Annotated in this window: 14 protein-coding genes; 6 read left to right on the top strand and 8 right to left on the bottom strand. The window is 41.9% G+C overall.

What is annotated here, in order from left to right:
- Nucleotides 1–76: 76 nt before the first annotated feature.
- Nucleotides 77–610, bottom strand: coding sequence for a DUF2799 domain-containing protein (locus tag ACZW67_RS12790; RefSeq protein ID WP_227681316.1), 534 nt, complete (start codon nt 608–610; stop codon nt 77–79).
- A gap of 256 nt (nt 611–866) precedes the next feature.
- Between ACZW67_RS12790 and ACZW67_RS12785 the strand changes: the two genes are divergently transcribed.
- Together ACZW67_RS12785 and topA are read left to right on the top strand one after the other, a co-directional pair.
- Nucleotides 867–1460 (top strand): hypothetical protein, encoded by a 594-nt coding sequence (locus ACZW67_RS12785; protein WP_465183559.1) that lies wholly within the window; start codon nt 867–869, stop codon nt 1458–1460.
- Nucleotides 1461–1767: 307 nt separating this feature from the next.
- Entirely contained in the window at nt 1768–4425 is a 2658-nt protein-coding gene (gene topA / locus ACZW67_RS12780; protein WP_465183558.1) for a type I DNA topoisomerase, read from the top strand.
- 158 nt (nt 4426–4583) lie between these two features.
- Here topA and ACZW67_RS12775 read toward each other — a convergent pair whose 3' ends face one another.
- Together ACZW67_RS12775 and lon are read right to left on the bottom strand one after the other, a co-directional pair.
- Nucleotides 4584–5141 carry a superoxide dismutase family protein gene (locus ACZW67_RS12775; RefSeq protein ID WP_465183557.1) on the bottom strand — a complete coding sequence of 186 codons (558 nt, stop codon included), beginning with the start codon at nt 5139–5141 and terminating at the stop codon, nt 4584–4586.
- Nucleotides 5142–5507: 366 nt separating this feature from the next.
- Nucleotides 5508–8153, bottom strand: coding sequence for an endopeptidase La (lon, locus tag ACZW67_RS12770; protein WP_465183556.1), 2646 nt, complete (start codon nt 8151–8153; stop codon nt 5508–5510).
- 469 nt (nt 8154–8622) lie between these two features.
- Between lon and ACZW67_RS12765 the strand changes: the two genes are divergently transcribed.
- Nucleotides 8623–9984 carry a Na+/H+ antiporter family protein gene (locus ACZW67_RS12765; RefSeq protein ID WP_201591823.1) on the top strand — a complete coding sequence of 454 codons (1362 nt, stop codon included), beginning with the start codon at nt 8623–8625 and terminating at the stop codon, nt 9982–9984.
- 98 nt (nt 9985–10082) lie between these two features.
- On the opposite strand, the gene ACZW67_RS12760 is transcribed toward ACZW67_RS12765, so the two are convergent.
- Together ACZW67_RS12760 and ACZW67_RS12755 are read right to left on the bottom strand one after the other, a co-directional pair.
- Nucleotides 10083–10526: a hypothetical protein gene (locus ACZW67_RS12760; protein ID WP_465183555.1), complete on the bottom strand. Its 444-nt coding sequence runs from the start codon at nt 10524–10526 to the stop codon at nt 10083–10085.
- A gap of 150 nt (nt 10527–10676) precedes the next feature.
- On the bottom strand, nt 10677–11279 hold the full coding sequence (locus ACZW67_RS12755; protein ID WP_465183554.1) for a hypothetical protein: 603 nt from the start codon (nt 11277–11279) through the stop codon (nt 10677–10679).
- Nucleotides 11280–11504: 225 nt separating this feature from the next.
- Between ACZW67_RS12755 and bla the strand changes: the two genes are divergently transcribed.
- Nucleotides 11505–12401 (top strand): class A beta-lactamase, encoded by an 897-nt coding sequence (bla, locus tag ACZW67_RS12750; protein WP_465183553.1) that lies wholly within the window; start codon nt 11505–11507, stop codon nt 12399–12401.
- Between the two features lie 89 nt (nt 12402–12490).
- On the opposite strand, the gene ACZW67_RS12745 is transcribed toward bla, so the two are convergent.
- Both ACZW67_RS12745 and ACZW67_RS12740 read right to left on the bottom strand, forming a co-directional pair.
- A complete protein-coding gene (locus ACZW67_RS12745) occupies nt 12491–12733 on the bottom strand; it encodes a hypothetical protein (RefSeq protein ID WP_465183552.1) in 243 nt (80 codons plus the stop codon).
- Nucleotides 12733–13383: a 5-formyltetrahydrofolate cyclo-ligase gene (locus ACZW67_RS12740; protein WP_465183551.1), complete on the bottom strand. Its 651-nt coding sequence runs from the start codon at nt 13381–13383 to the stop codon at nt 12733–12735. The genes ACZW67_RS12745 and ACZW67_RS12740 overlap by 1 nt, the downstream gene beginning before the upstream one ends.
- A 198-nt stretch (nt 13384–13581) precedes the next feature.
- On the opposite strand from ACZW67_RS12740, the gene fumC reads away from it, so the two are divergent.
- Both fumC and ACZW67_RS12730 read left to right on the top strand, forming a co-directional pair.
- The gene (gene fumC, locus ACZW67_RS12735) at nt 13582–14985 is read left to right on the top strand and encodes a class II fumarate hydratase (RefSeq protein WP_010196317.1); all 1404 of its coding nucleotides are present in this window, start codon (nt 13582–13584) and stop codon (nt 14983–14985) included.
- A 150-nt stretch (nt 14986–15135) separates the two neighbouring features.
- Complete coding sequence (locus ACZW67_RS12730) at nt 15136–15663, top strand: peroxiredoxin (RefSeq protein ID WP_201550163.1); 528 nt, start codon at nt 15136–15138, stop codon at nt 15661–15663.
- Between the two features lie 400 nt (nt 15664–16063).
- Here the strand turns inward: ACZW67_RS12730 and ACZW67_RS12725 are convergent.
- Nucleotides 16064–16950: PIN-like domain-containing protein (locus tag ACZW67_RS12725; RefSeq protein ID WP_465183550.1), on the bottom strand; the 887-nt coding region annotated here is incomplete at its 5' end.

Below are 16950 nucleotides of genomic sequence, written 5' to 3'. Positions count from 1 at the left end.
TAAACCTCAAATTAAGTACTCAGTGAGGTTTTCTTTTTTACTAGCGATGCTTTATTTTTATAATAATGTCTAATTTTTACCAGCGATGGCCCAGTGGGCGATATCTGCGATCAAAGTGACCATATCCGAAAGGATAAGGTGAGCGTAAATAGTCCAAATCTTGCTGGCGGATATAGTAGTAGCGCCCTTGTGAGTAGGCTTCTTCCAACTTCTCGATACCTTCTAGTGGACAGACCGCTTGCCACTCATAACCTTCGCGGCCGAGTTTGTAAGCCGTGAGCTCGGTGCAGTAATTTTTGAGCCCTTGCTGGCGCCCCTGTTCCCACTGTATCCGATTGGGTGTCGCACCGCCTATACTTGCACAGCTACCTGCATAGTGGCCGAAATAAGCGCCTGAGCGGCCACGGCTGCCATCTGTATAGCCGACTTCTTGCCAGTTACTGGCTTGGCATTGCTGCGGTGTGAGGCTTTGAGTGGTTGCACAACCTGACAATGTCAGTAATGCAGCACCGACCAGTGATATAGAGATACCAGATTTGCTCATGACTTTATTGACCAAATGGTGAGAAATATCGGTAGTCGATGAGTTTCGCTTAATAAGATAATTCATAATAAACCTGCGCGCGTTTAAAATTATGGTTTATCATAGCACTTTTTGCGGCCGACCACTTTTTCTATCTTATTATTAGGCTGGCTTTCAGTGCTACTAAGTAGTTGATATATCAATATATATAGTGGTAATGCTGTGGCTTAAATGAGCCTGCGTTGAATGGCTGCTAGCTCATCATGCTTGATTTTTCGTGGTTCGTGCTCATTATAAGCATCTATATAGTATTACTTTAATTCAGTCAAAAGGTCAGACCATCATGGGCATATTTATTGGCGTTCTCATTGTACTATTTGTATTAGGGAGTATGATGGCGCTCAAACCGAACGGTATCGATCAGCGCTTGGATAAACTGCGCATGACGGCGCGTCGGTTACAGCTCAATCCAAAGCTGGTTGCTTGTCCTGATTGGATTAAAGGCAAAGACAACGAGTATGGCCGTGGCATGATGGGTCAATACTGCTTGGTGCTAGATGACACTCAATTACCGCATACACGTTATCAAGTGATTGATGGTCAGTGGCGTCCAGATAGTAGTTTTGTCGATATGACTAGAGATACGACCAAACTCACTATCCCGAGTGCCATTCGTTCCAATTATGGTCATGCGGATACCACGGTCAAAAAAACCAATTTTAGCTTGGATAAAGTACCGCTCGATTTGCCAGTCAGTATTGAGCCGTTTATAAAAGGCTTATGGACCAAAGCCAATAGCATTATTATTTATTGGGAAGACATCGCTTATGTACGTCCATTAAGTAACCCTGCTTATCATCACTCGTTGATTGAAAAAGACCTGCTAGCGTTAAAAGAAAATTTGGAAAAATGGGCTATAGAAGTACAGAAAACCTAAGCAGGGTAGTAAATGATTTTTTAATCTCCATTAATAACCAATATGCAAGCGCTTTTGATAGACTCCCAGTCATTTTCAGTTGACAGTTTAGCGCTTAGCAGTGTAACGTCTTTATAACTATATCTTTATATTATGGTTATTGTTTGTTTTATAACTGTTTTTATGAGCAACTATCAGCGCCATGGTCGAATGTTTAATGCGCCTCAATACAATAATTCGCTGAGCTATTATAACCAATTATTATAAATTGCCATGCCGCTGAATTTATTCTTACTTTTAATTTACTTATATTATGGTGTCGTAAAATATGGCAAAAACCGCAGCCAAAAAAAGTACAGCAACTACTGCTGACAGCCCAAAGGGTAAGTCTTTGGTGATCGTAGAATCACCAGCCAAGGCGAAAACTATTAATAAATACCTTGGCGATGACTTTATTGTACGCTCAAGTATTGGTCACGTTCGTGATTTACCAGTTGGTGCGAGCAAGAGCGCCAAAAAAGCAGCAACGACCAAAAAAGATGAGAGCCTAAGCAAAGAAGAAAAAACTCAGCAAGCCTTAGTAAGGCGCATGGGTGTAGACCCAGAGCACGATTGGGCAGCAGTCTATGAAGTATTGCCAAACAAAACCAAAGTCATCAAAGAGCTAAAAGCGCTAGCCAAAGACGCTGACAAAATCTATCTCGCAACGGATATGGATAGAGAAGGGGAAGCAATCGCTTGGCATCTAAAAGAAGTCATTGGCGGTGCTGATAGTAAGTATGAGCGCGTGGTCTTCAACGAGATTACCAAATCTGCTATCCAAAATGCCTTCAAACAACCATCCAAGCTCGATATTGACCGCGTCAATGCTCAACAAGCACGGCGCTTTCTAGACCGTGTGGTTGGTTTTATGGTATCGCCACTATTGTGGCAAAAAATTGCGCGCGGTCTATCAGCAGGTCGTGTACAGTCAGTCGCCATGCGTTTGGTAGTAGAGCGTGAGCATGAGATTCGCGCCTTTATTCCAGAAGAGTACTGGCAGATTCATGCAGACACGCATATTGCCAATAGTAAAAAAGACGCTGAGCAAATTGGTATACGCCTAGAAGCGACCAAGCAAGGTGGCAAGACGCTCAAGCTGGTGAATAAAGAGCAGACTGATAAAGTACTAGCCATCCTTAATGCAAATGACTTTATCGTTAAAGAGCGTGAAGAAAAACCAACACAGTCACGTCCTAGTGCACCATTTATCACCTCAACATTGCAACAAGCCGCCAGTACACGATTGGGGTTTTCTGTTAAGAAAACCATGATTTTGGCGCAGCGCTTATATGAAGCTGGTCATATCACCTATATGCGTACCGATTCGACCTTTTTGTCTGGTGATGCACTAGCGGCGGTACGTGGTTATATCGAAGACAGCTATGGCGCAAAGTATGTGCCAGAAAAGCCGAACTTTTATGGTAATAAACAAGGCGCACAAGAGGCGCATGAGGCCGTTCGACCTTCTAACGTCAATATGAAGTCTATTCAGCTTAAAGGGGTTGAGCGTGATGCAATACGCCTATATGAGCTGATTTGGCGTCAGTTTGTGGCCTGCCAAATGCTACCAGCAAAATACCTGTCAGTGAACTTGTTTGTTGGCGCTGATGATGTTGAGCTAAAGGCCCGTGGTCGTACTATGGTGTTTGACGGCTATACCAAAGTATTGCCACCAGCAAAGACCGATGACACGCTATTACCTGATGTTAAAAAAGGCGATAAATTAACGCTAGATAAGCTAGATCCAAGCCAGCACTTTACCAAGCCTGCACCTCGTTTCACCGAAGCCAGTCTGGTCAAAGAGCTTGAGAAAAAAGGCATCGGTCGTCCATCGACGTACGCTTCTATCATCTCTACCATCCAAGATCGCGGTTATGTGAAGCTTGAGAATAAGCGTTTATTCGCTGAAAAAATGGGTGATATCGTTACTGACAGACTGACAGCAAGTTTTCCAGATTTGATGGATTATACGTTTACTGCCGCATTAGAAGACAAGCTTGATCACGTGGCAGAAGGTGAGCAAGACTGGAAAGACGTGCTCGATAATTTCTACGGCGAGTTCAAAACGACTCTGGATCGTGCTAAAGAAAAAGACGGCATGCGTCCAAATGATCCGACCGACGTACCAGATGTCCATTGCGATATTTGTGACCGTCCAATGCAGCTGCGTACTGGCTCTACAGGTGTATTCTTAGGGTGTACTGGTTATAATTTACCACCGAAAGAGCGCTGTAAAGGCACTAAAAACTTAATGCCAGTCGAAGCTTTCGCCAATCTCGATGATGCCGAAGGTGAAGAAGACGAAGCGGCCGAAGTCAAAGATTTGATGGAGAAAAAACGCTGTCCGAAATGTGGTACAGCGATGAATGGCTATATCGTCGATGGTGGCCTGAAGCTGCACATCTGCGGTAACAACCCTGATTGTGACGGCTATATTTTAGAAGAAGGTAAGTTCGAAGTACCGGGTTCAGATGCCCCTACCATCGATTGTAATAAGTGTGATGGGCAGATGGAGCTGAAGACGGGACGTTTCGGTCCTTACTTCGCTTGTCAAAAATGTGACAACACTCGTAAAGTACTAAAAACAGGCGAAGCAGCACCACCGCGTATGGATCCTATTCACTTGCCAGAGCTAAAATCGGTCAAGCATGAGGATTACTTTATCTTGCGTGAAGGCGCAGCTGGGATGTTCTTGGCAGCATCTAAGTTCCCGAAAGTAAGGGAGACACGTGCACCTAAGCTCGCTGAACTAAGAGAAATCAAAGATAAGATAGAAGACAAGTTCCAGTATCTCTTTGAAGGCCCAGACGAAGATCCTGAGGGTAACGCAACGATTTTGCGTTGGTCGCGTAAGAAAAAAGAGCAGTATATAGGCTCTGAGAAAAATGGCAAAGCCACGCGTTGGGGTGTGTACTGGCGTAAAGGCGAGTGGGTAGAGGAATAGTATTCAATATTAAATTAACTATCGTGCTATTGCAGCGTCAGATTCATTTCATGTAATAGCACGATATTTGCTTCAATATCTATTATTAATAAAAAGCCCCTCTTGGATGATCCAAGAGGGGCTTTTTTATGGTGCTAATGAATCTTTATCAAATGTTATTACATCGTTTCGATAATACCGCAAGCAACGCGGTCGCCTGCATTACCCGCTGGCTGACTGGTATAGTCATCAGTACCACCATGAACGATAAAGGCTAGGCGATTAACACTATATTTACCCGCTTCATTAGCAGATATTTTCTTATTTACATAGTTGATGGTCGCAACGCCATTTTCATTGGCAGTTAGGTTAGGTAGGTCGCCAGCATGACCATTCATATCGTCTGGGTTAGAGTGTGGCTTGTTATCTGGATTGAAGTGACCACCTGCCGCTTTGCCCATGTCAGCACAGCTACCTGTTTCGTGGATATGTAGCGCCACTGTCTGACCTGGATTTAGGTTCATCAGCTTACCGTATACTTGTACGCCGTCGTCAACTGGGCGTAAGAATACTTGACCAACTTCTTTTTTATCACCACTTACAGTGTGTATGGTTGATTTTAAAGTAGGTTGGCTCAAAGGATTGCCTGTTTGCATTTGGCCCTCTACTGTTTGGCAACCAGTCATCGCTAAAGCTGAACCACATAATAGAGTACTTGCAAGCATCATTTTATTCATTATTTTCTCCAATTGTTTTAGTCATTATTTTTAGTCGTCATTAAATTTCGAATATCTATGGTTATTGTTCTATTAAGACTCGTATCAATATTCGTTAACATCGGAGTTATTATAGCCAAGGTAACCCTATAGTTATTCATCAAATGCGCAACAATCAGTTAATAAATGTAAGTATCGTATGGGTTTGAAAAACAGACTTAGCTAAATATTTTTTGAGATTAAACGAATTTAGATATATAAGCAGTACATCTTTAATAATAGTTGGATGTTCCAAGAATAAATAATGAATATGCATAAAAAATCCGCCCATCATATGATGAGCGGATTTTTAGAATCTGTCAGATTGAGCTAATAACAGAACACTTATTAACTGTGCAATGCTTTACCTTTGGTTTTATCAACCGTTACTTTAGCAGGCTTGATTGGAACTGGCATGCTCACCAAAGCAACCTTTAAGATTTCTTCAATCGTCGCGACTGGCTGAATGGTTAAGCCTTCTTTCACGTTATCAGGGATATCCGCCAAATCACGCTCATTGGTCGCTGGAATCAATACGTGCTTGATACCACCGCGATGTGCTGCAAGTAGCTTTTCTTTCAGACCACCGATACGCAGGATTTTACCGCGCAAGGTAATCTCACCTGTCATCGCAATATCTGGACGAATGGCAATGCCAGTTAACGCAGAGACTAGTGCTGTCGTCAGTGCACCACCAGCTGATGGGCCATCTTTTGGCGTAGCGCCTTCAGGCATATGCACATGGACGTCTGTTGTTTTAAACGTCTCATAGTCAATGCCCAAGCTTTCACCGCGAGCACGAACCACGCTCATCGCTGCACGAATCGATTCTTTCATAACATCGCCAAGTGAACCCGTAAAGCTAAGCTCGCCTTTACCTTTCATAGCAACTGCTTCGATAGTGAGTAACTCACCACCGACCTGTGTCCACGCCAGACCAGTAATACGACCAATCTCAGGCTCTTCTTCAGCCAGACCATAGTCATATTGATGGACACCGAGATAGTCATCGATGTTTTTGTCATCGACCACGATTAGCTGACGTTCTGCTTTTTTCGGAGCACGTGCGCCATGTGTCTCAACCGAACCGCGAACGACTTTACGGCAGATTTTATTCACTTCACGCTCGAGATTACGGACACCAGCTTCACGTGTATAGCTACGAACGATACTGTGCAGCGCTGCTTCAACAATCTCAATCTCGCCTTCTTTGAGACCGTTATTTTTGATCGCTTTTGGCACCAGATACTTCTGTGCGATATTTACTTTTTCTTCTTCGGTATAACCTGGCAGACGAATAACTTCCATCCGATCAAGGAGGGCTGCTGGAATATCCATGCTGTTGGCAGTACAGATAAACATCACTTGCGACAAGTCTAAGTCCATATCTAAATAATGGTCGTTAAACGTATCGTTCTGTGAAGGATCTAACACTTCAAGCAATGCTGATGCTGGATCACCACGGAAGTCTTGCGCCATCTTATCGATTTCATCTAATAAGAACAGCGGGTTTTTGACTTCTACTTTTGCCAATGACTGAACAATTTTACCTGGCATCGCACCGATATATGTACGGCGATGGCCACGAATTTCCGCTTCATCACGCACGCCACCAAGTGCCATACGTACGAACTTACGACCAGTGGCACGGGCAATCGATTCACCCAGTGAAGTTTTACCGACACCTGGAGGACCGACGAGACATAGAATCGGGCCACGAAGTTTTTTCACACGTGATTGCACGGCGAGATATTCTAAGATGCGGTCTTTTACATCTTGCAGGCCATAATGATCTTCGTCTAATACGGTTTTGGCTTTATCTAGATTGATAGATACTTTAGTCGTCGCATTCCACGGCGTGTCCAAAATCCACTCAATATAGTTGCGTACGACTGACGATTCACTCGATGCAGGTGGCATCATTTTGAGTTTTTTAAACTCTTGCTCCGCTTTTTTGCGGACATCTTCTGGCAGGTCAGCATCTTCTAAGCGCTGCTCAAGTTCAGCGACATCATCATCACCATCGAACGCGCCGTCATTCATATCTGACAGCTCATTTTTGATGGCTTTCATTTTTTCGTTTAAGAAGTACTCGCGCTGATTCTCTTCCATTTGCTGACGGACAGCTTCTTGGATATCTTGTTCGATATTTTGCTCAGCACTTTGTTTGACCAAGTATTCAGTCAAGGTATTGATATGCGTTTTGATATCGTCTTTTTCTAAGAACGATTGCTTGATATCAAGATCCATCGACACACGAGTTGAGATGAAGTAGACCAACTCAAGTAGGTCGTCGATGCGTTTCGCCACACGAGTTAGCTCACGGGCATTACGCAGACGTGCATCAGCATAGCTTTCAAAGAGCGTGGTCAACGCTTGAATGGTGTTCTTTTGCTGACTCTCATCCATACTGACATCGAGGTCAGCACGCTCAAATCTCGCCATCAATAGCGTGTCGTGGTCTTCTATATTGTCCACGCGCGCACGATATTGACCTTCGATTAATACCTTGATGCAGTTTTCATCGCTATCGTGTGGCATGGTGCTGACGATGCGGCACACCGTACCGTATTGATATAAGTTGTCTTGATCAATATCTTCGGTCAGCGAATCTTTTTGCGCCACGACCAGTACTTTATTACCATACTCAGCTTGTGCCAGTTCAACGGCTTTGACCGATGGTGCACGACCGACGAACAAGGCAATTTGCATATGTGGGTAGACGACCACATCTCTCAATGCCAATAACGGTAAGTAGGTGTCGTCTTCAACGCTGTCTTTAGCATTGTCGTCTTCACTAGTACTGTCTTCGCTATCGTCATCTTTGGCAGTATCGTCGTCTTTTGTAATATCTTCGATACTGTCAGACGCGGTATCTAGGTTGCTTTTTGACGCATGACTAGACAAGGTGTCTGGCAGATTATCATCAGCAACAGTAGATGAAACGTCGACATCTATGTCGATATTGTCTTGGGCTATTTTATGTTCACTCATATATTTTTCCTCGTTCACCAGACTTGTAAAGTCAAGTTCGTGGTTCATGTTTAGATAAATGGTGCTCACAGATAAAATTGCAAGGCTTGTACTCAAACTCACCTGCTTAACTGTGCAAAATATTTATATCTGGCTGAGTATAGATCGTCATATGGTGATGAGCTTTATGCGTCACTGGTGAGAGTCAGTATATCGGAAGTAGCCATACAAGAGTCATAGAAAGCAGTCATAACAGGTGCTTAGAGAACACTTATAAACAGCATCTATCAAATATCTATTGGGTTCTTCGCATAGGTTTTATAGGCAAAATAAGGTAAACTGTCGCGCGTCTTAAACGCTGTGTTTTAGAGTAGAACGCTTTAGAGACACATTCGAGAAAAAGTGTTTTTAAGACGATGGCGATATCCATAAATTATGAGATATCAATAAGTTTAAATTGAACCAAAGCAAATAGAATACGAGGCAACACATGGCAATCAATGCGGTACTGCTGGCAGTCATCATCATGTTGGGGCTGTCCCTTGCGCGAGTGCACGTGGTGCTCAGTTTATTAATTGGTGCGCTGGCTGGTGGACTAATAGCGGGTCTCGGTATCACTGAGACTTTAGAGGCGTTTCAAGAAGGTATCCGCAATGGTGCAGAGATTGCACTATCATATGCGTTGCTTGGGGCATTTGCGGTTGCCATTGCTCATTCGGGATTGCCGCAATCACTGGCAGGATCCGTCATCAAGCGTATTGATGCGGGCGGCACCAGTGGCATGATTAAGTACATGCTGTTTGCAGGCCTCATTACCATGAGCTGCTTTAGCCAAAACTTAATCCCTATTCATATCGCCTTTATTCCTTTATTAGTACCGCCACTGTTACTAGCATTCAATCGCATGCACATTGACAGACGTCTGATTGCTTGTTTGATTACCTTTGGTCTGGTCACCACCTATATGTTTATCCCATATGGTTTTGGTGATATCTACCTCAATCAAATCATGCTCAAAAACGTGGGTGAGGCGGGCATTGATGTTAGTGATATCTCTGTCACTAAAGCGATGGCGATACCAGCCTTAGGCATGTTTATTGGTTTGCTGATTGCTGTCTTTATCAGTTATCGAAAGCCACGCGCGTATCAACAAGTTGCCATAGATAAAGAGGCACATGATGCGGTCGTAGAGGGTGATGCATTGAGCAAAACGGCGGCTGATGCACAGTCGCAAAGCAAGCTAAAAACGCTGGTTGCACTGGCAGCTATCGTGACTGCTTTTGTCGTACAGCTTTATACGGATTCGCTATTACTAGGTTCGATGTTTGGTTTTGGTGTCTTTATGGCCACTGGTGTGGTGAAGTGGCGTGAAGCAGATTCGGTCTTTAATGACGGTATCAAGTTGATGGCGATGATTGGCTTTATTATGATTACGGCGCAAGGGTTTGCGGAAGTCATGAAAGTAACTGAGCAGATTCAGCCGTTGGTCGATGGTGCGGCGTCATTGTTTGCGGGCAATAAAGCGATCGCTGCGTTTATTATGCTATTGGTTGGTCTGATTGTGACCATGGGTATTGGCTCGTCATTCTCGACGATTCCTATTTTGGCTGCGATTTATGTACCACTATGTATCTCGTTAGGATTTTCTCCATTGGCGACTGTGGCGATTATCGGTACGGCTGGCGCGTTGGGTGATGCAGGTTCTCCTGCGTCAGACTCGACTCTAGGGCCAACGTCTGGTCTAAACATTGATGGACAGCATGACCATATCAAAGACAGTGTGGTGCCAACCTTTATTCACTATAATATTCCGTTATTAATATTTGGTTGGATAGCGGCGATGGTACTGTAAACGTACAGAGTACAGCCTTTAAATAACAGCAGATAAAATAAAACAAGACTTAGAAATAAGTCTTTTTTTATTTTAATAAGAGATAAAAAAGGTAAGAATTATTGTGAAAATACAGGCGTTTCTTTATGAACTAAGCCATTTTTCATCTCTGTTATGGTTTTAAGTAGAAGGTAGCTGAAAAAAAGCTGAAAAACCGGATCGTAGATATGATCTAGCGCTAAATTACCATGCCTATAGTCTAGGAATGATAAACCAAACAAAACCATGAGTATCCCTAAGAAAACGTAAGATATGAGGATAAGAATACGTGAGAATGGTTTTTCGTTGCGCTGTTTTGTCCGTTGTGTTTCTATATAGCTCATGAGTGCGAAAGTATAGAATCCCGCTAGAGTGAAGCCAAAGCTCTTAAGTTCGGCAAGCTCAAAACCATTATAGTCATATATATAAGCAGCAGGCACCAGTAGAAATGATATTACCCAAAGGTAAAAAATAACCTTGAACGAAGCTGGTGACATAAATTCTTTTTTCGTTTTGCTCTTCATGACGGACGATGCCTACTTGGTAATGATAATTATTTCCAATAATTATAGTTTATAGGTAATTTATAAACAATAGTTCGATATAAAAATAAGTATTTATCCGCGCAACATTAGACAAACTTTAAGGTGTATGAATAATTCTAAGATGGCTATTTACTCAATCTCAAGACTTATCGGTGTAATGCTTTTATCAATATCGAAGCTTGCTGTCTCTATATTTGAAGGCTTATTTTCAGTTGTATTAGATCTGAATTTTAGTTGTACATTTTTTTGTCCATCATAGCTAATGCCCTCTATAGTAATGTTAACACCTACAAGCTGAGAGTCAGTTTGATTAATAGCATAGGTCTTATTGTTCAACTCAAACAGTCCTAAATAAGTTGATGTGCTAGGTAAATCAAGTTTATTTATTCCAGACGAGTCTACAGCGCTGTTTAATATAGTGTAGGGTGCTACCAACCTAGTTATTTTGTCATCAGATGAATTTAATGCCATCATATTTCTGTGATCTAGTAGTACTGAATAGTCTGTATTACCTTCTAACGTGCCTTTAGCGTAAGCTCTATTATCACTCTCAACAAACTCATTTATTAGCACTTTAGTTTCCTGATCTGGAAGGGTGATATGAAACTGGTTGGTTGTTTCTAAGTTAAATAATTGCCTCATCATATCTGATTTTTGAGTATTACAGCCAATCAACGATGGTAGCAGAACTGCAAAAACAACAATCAGGTATAAGGGTTTGAGATACTTCATAATAACTCCATTATTTTTTTGACATTGAGTATGCCCTAAAATGTCTTAGTATTAGTAAAAGTGGATGTTAACATACCCAAAAATTACCTATAAACTTAAACTGAAAAGTAGTGTAGGATTGATACAATCACACTTCTATTCTAAATCTTGTAACCAGATGCGTGTGAGCTATATTGGCAATTCCATACAATCTAAATATTAGTCTAAAAAGGAAGTGTAATCACTATGTACTTACTGCAAAGCAAAACTAAAATTTTTAGTACACTCGTTACTATTTTTTGTCTCACTTTACCATTACATGCTAATGCAGAAAATTCATTGGTTGATGCTGTTAAAAGTGCTGAAAATGAATTGGGTGCTCGAATCGGTCTAGCTGTGCATGATTTAGAGACTGAACAACGTTGGGAATACAGATCTGATGAACGCTTTCCTTTAAGTAGTACCTTTAAAACTCTTGCGTGTGCCAATGTGCTGCATAACGTTGATATAGGTCAAGAAAAAATCGATAGAGTCGTCAGGTTCTCTAAAAGCAACCTTGTCACCTATTCTCCTGTGACAGAAAAGCATGTCGGCAAAAAAGGCATGTCTCTTGGCGAGTTGTGTCAGGCAACCCTATCGACCAGTGATAATTCAGCGGCTAACTTTATTTTGCAAGCCATCGGTGGACCTAAATCTCTCACTCAGTTTTTACGTGCTAGCGGAGATAATACAACACGGCTTGACCGCTGGGAAACCGAACTGAATGAAGCAATACCGAAAGATAAAAGAGATACCACCACACCAATGGCAATGATAACGACACTTGAAAAATTAGTGGTTGGAGAAACATTGTCTACAGAGTCTCGTCAACAACTACAATCTTGGCTCAAAGGTAATGAGGTTGGTGATGCGCTTTTTCGTAAAGGCGTCCCGAGTGATTGGATCGTAGCGGACAGGACAGGGGCTGGCGGTTATGGGTCACGTGCGATCACAGCGGTCATGTGGCCTCCCGGCCGCAAACCTATTATCGCGGCTTTATACATTACAGAGACTGATGCTTCGTTTGAAGATAGAGACGCTGTGATTGCAAAAATTGGAACAGAAATAGCAAAAACAGTGTTAGTAGAGCGCCCTCTTAAATAATCTAGTAATAACAAAAGGCGAGTGTAGATAGCAATTATCTATGCTCGCCTTTCTTTTGTTTTTAATTTAGTGCTCAAACGGTGCATTTTTTAATACTCATCATCAAAATCTCTTATCTCACCACTCAAACTATTCAAAAACTCATCGCTTTGCGCCAGCAGCTTATTTAGACGCTCTTCATTGACTAGCCTTGTCATCTCCTCAGAGCTAAAAGGCTGCTCTTGACTGTAGTAACGCAGCTCTCTAGCGTCCTCATTGCCTAATGTTTGCAAATACTCATCCACATTATCAGCGCTAGAATTAGCGTCCATTGCTTGCTTATCATCTTTCATTAAAACCACCTTATGCCGCTTGGCGTAATTAAGCCATCTAATGGCACATCCCACGGTTGCCGCTCTAATTGCTCAACCACTTGAAAGTCATAACACCAGCCAATTTTTAATGGCTTTTTAGCGCCCGACCGATAGCTTTTCCCAAGCGTCGTATCATAGAATCCGCCGCCCATGCCCATACGGTTACCGTGTAAATCGACTGCCACTAACGGACAAATAATCACATCTAACTCGGTCGCCCAAAGTAGTCGACGATGGTGGTTTTGCTTCATCCCTAAATGATGGATACGTGTCGGTATATTGAGTAGCTTTGAATGATAAACAGGTACGAAACGTAGATGTTTATCTTCAAATCCATTGCTAGTACGGCCAAGTGAGCCGACGACTGGTAAGTAAGGAAAATAGCCTAAGCGTTGACACCAGTCCAATATTGGCTGAGTAGGCAGTTCACCAAAGCCATCGTAATATAGTCCAATACGTGCATTCGTTGGCAAGCGCTGCTGTAGCTTAGATAGATGCAAGCTTGCAGACTGAGCAAATTGTCTCCGCGTGCCGTCGCTTAACTGGCGGCGCTGGCGAGTAAAGTGCCGTCTTGGCGGATTGCTAACTGCCGAATCCTCCGCCGCTACGTTTTTTGGTTCAGGATGCATATCTATACTATCCGCTAGTTTATGAGTTTGATGATGACAGCTGCTTTTAGACGTTAGCAATGGCTATTTGTCAATATTCAACGGGTCGTAGTCATGCTATCATAACGCCACTTTATACCGTATTTTTCTTTAAGTGCAGCGGATGTTGCATTTTTTATGGCTCAGCCACACAACAACAAACCATCAAAGAGGGTAGTTATGTCGACACAGAATCAGGCAACTCGTACCGAAAAAGATACCATGGGCAACGTGGAAGTCCCAGCTGACGCTTATTGGGGTGCGCAAACTCAGCGTAGCCGCGAAAACTTCAAAATCGGTGGCGAGACTTTGCCACGTCCGATGATTGAAGCAATGGCACTGGTCAAAAAAGCTGCTGCGATCACCAATGCAAGCCTAGAGCGTATCGACGCTGACAAGCGCGACCTAATCGTACAAGCCGCTGACGAAATCATCAATGGCGGTCTAACGGATCAGTTCCCATTGGTTGTATGGCAGACGGGTTCTGGCACGCAGTCAAACATGAACATGAACGAAGTATTGGCCAACCGTGCCAACGAAATCGCTGGTTCTGAGCGTGGCAGCTACACGCCAATTCACCCAAATGACCATGTGAACCATGCGCAGTCTACCAACGACAGCTTCCCAACAGCGATTCGTGTGGCTGCTGCTCGTCAAATCAATAGCTTATTGATTCCAGCGGTAAAAGCACTGCGTGATACGCTAGCTGCTAAAGCCAAAGAATTTGATAGCATCGTAAAAATCGGTCGTACGCATTTACAAGACGCTACTCCATTAACGCTAGGCCAAGAGTTTAGTGGCTATGTTAGCCAACTTGATCACTCATTGGTACGTATTGATAATGCGCTACAAGGCCTATATGAATTGCCACTAGGTGGTACTGCGGTTGGTACTGGTCTAAACGCGCATCCTGATTATGCCGTAACTGCTGCTGAGCAGTTAGCGACATTGACTGGCTTGCCATTTGTAACTTCACCGAACAAATTTGAAGCACTAGCGGCTCGTGATGCTGAAGTATTTGCGTCGGGCGCACTAAAAACGCTAGCAGCCAGCTTGAACAAAATCGCTAACGATGTACGTTGGTTGGCATCTGGTCCTCGTTGTGGTCTAGGCGAATTGACGATTCCTGAAAATGAGCCAGGCTCTTCTATCATGCCGGGTAAAGTAAACCCAACTCAGTCAGAAGCACTGACGATGGTTGTCGCTCAAGTCATGGGTAACGATGTAACGATCAGCATGGCTGGCGCATCAGGCAACTTTGAGCTAAACGTGTATAAACCAGTTATCGCGTTTAACTTATTGCAATCTATCAAACTATTGGGTGATGGCTGCAACAGCTTCAATGAAAATTGTGCCGTTGGTATTGAGCCAGTAAAAGATAAAATCGATGACTTCTTGCACAACTCATTGATGCTAGTGACTGCATTGAACCGTCATGTAGGTTATGAAAACGCTGCGAAAATTGCTAAAACTGCTTATAAAGAAAACAAAACGTTGAAGCAAGTTGCGGTTGAGTTAGAGCTATTAACTGAAGCGCAGTTTGATGAGTGGGTCATTCCTGCTGATATGGTGAATCCTAAGTAAGCAGTAGACCAAATAATGACCTGCTACGGCGTCAGACTTGCCTAATGTACGCTAAGTACCCTTTGCATTTGTCTTTCTGGTAGCAGCGTCATATTTGTGACGCTGAGAATTTATAAATAAAAAAGACAATAACCTAACTCGGAGTAAACAATGATTACCCATGTACCTGATATGACTTTTAAAACTCGTGTTCGTGATGACTCTATTGGAGGAGACAACCCATTCACATGGTATGATCTAACCACAGATGAGTTATTTGCTAATAAAAAAGTGGTCGTGTTTTCTCTACCAGGTGCCTTTACGCCAACTTGTTCGACCAGCCATCTCCCTCGTTATGAAGCGCTTTATAATGAGTTTAAGGCATTAGGTATAGATGAAGTAGTTTGCATTTCTGTCAATGATGCGTTCGTCATGTACCAATGGGGTCTAAAGCAAAACCGTGAAAACGTTTTCTTACTTCCTGATGGTAATGGTGAGTTCACTCGTAAAATGGGCATGCTTGTTGATAAGAGTAATGTTGGCTTTGGTATGCGCTCATGGCGTTATTCGATGGTTGTCGACAATAAAGAAGTTAAAAAAGTGTTTAAGGAAGCTGATTTTGGCGACAACTGTCCAATAGACCCATTTGAAGTATCAGATGCAGACACTATGTTAGAGTATTTAAAAAGTAATGCTTAGATTTTATTGAGTATGCTTGATTTTTAGAGCTAAACGCTTATAAGCCAGCAGTCGCGTTTAACGTATCGCAATCTATTAACTGAAGCTCAGTTTAATGAGTGGGTTATTCCTGCTGATATGGTAAATCCTAAGTGAGTAGTAGACCAAATAATGACCTGCTACGGGGTCAGACTCGCTTAATGTAAGATAAATACAATTTGCCCTCGTCTTTCTAGTAGCAGCATCATATTTGTGCCACTAAGAATTTAGAAATAAAAAGACCTTGTCGTGTGGCAAGGTCTTTTTTTTGGTTACGTTTTTAATGTTTGCAGCGTGAATAGTAAGCTATAAATTAAATGTTATACCATTAAGTATTATGACTCATGCTAGGGCTGGTACAAAACTCTAAAAGTGTAATGAATCAGTAGTAACCATTTTCATGCTTAACTTTGTTTTTGTAATTTCTATCTTCATTTGCTTGATAATTTAAAGATGAAATTTTATTAACTAATTTTTGAATTGTATTTTCTATTGAATGCAAGTCATGGGCTAAACGTTTTAGCTCATTTTCATCAAATTCGCTTGGATCATCACTATTCAAAATAACATGTTGTTTCATTAAAGCATCGTTACTTAGTTTTTTTCTATGTTCCATAGCTTTTAGCTTATTTTCGAAATAAGATTTTTGAACAAAGATATCGTTTAGCTTTTCCTGATTTTCAGAATGTCTTTGTTTTTTCATTATACTTTGATATCTCTTTCTTTCATCATCTCTTTGCAACTCTCTAATCTCTTCCAATGCGTTTTCGTTAATTTCTTCACCAAAATGCTTAGTTGCAAATTCTAAAAATCTATCAGATTGATACATATGAAACGTTTGTTTTGTCACCATTTGAAACTCTTTTTTGAGTTCAGGTCTTGGACTTAATGTTTTTCCATTAAATCTAATCCACCAATCCTCTTTCCTGTCATCAGTGACTAAAATTACACCTTTTTCAATTTTTTGACTCTCATCTAATATTTGCTTCCAAAGTACTAGATCCCCATACTTACGTATATTCTGTGAGGAGTCATCTTTTTTGTCACCATCTTTATATCCTGGCGGAATCTTATCTAAAAACCTTGCTTTTCCTTCTTGGTATATTTCTTCAAGCTGTTCCTTATTATACTCATTACCTACCTTGCTATTAAAAAGCTCTTCTATTCTGTCTAAAACATCATCTTCATTAATCCTTTTATTGTGAGAGTTCTTACTCTCACTCAATTGCTCACAAATTTCTTTACTTAAAATAGATAGTTTTTTTAAAG

It is taken from the genome of Psychrobacter sp. TPE 89C, assembly GCF_055522395.1.
Note: the sequence above shows the minus strand (reverse complement) of the source record. Positions and strands in the feature narration are given on the sequence as shown.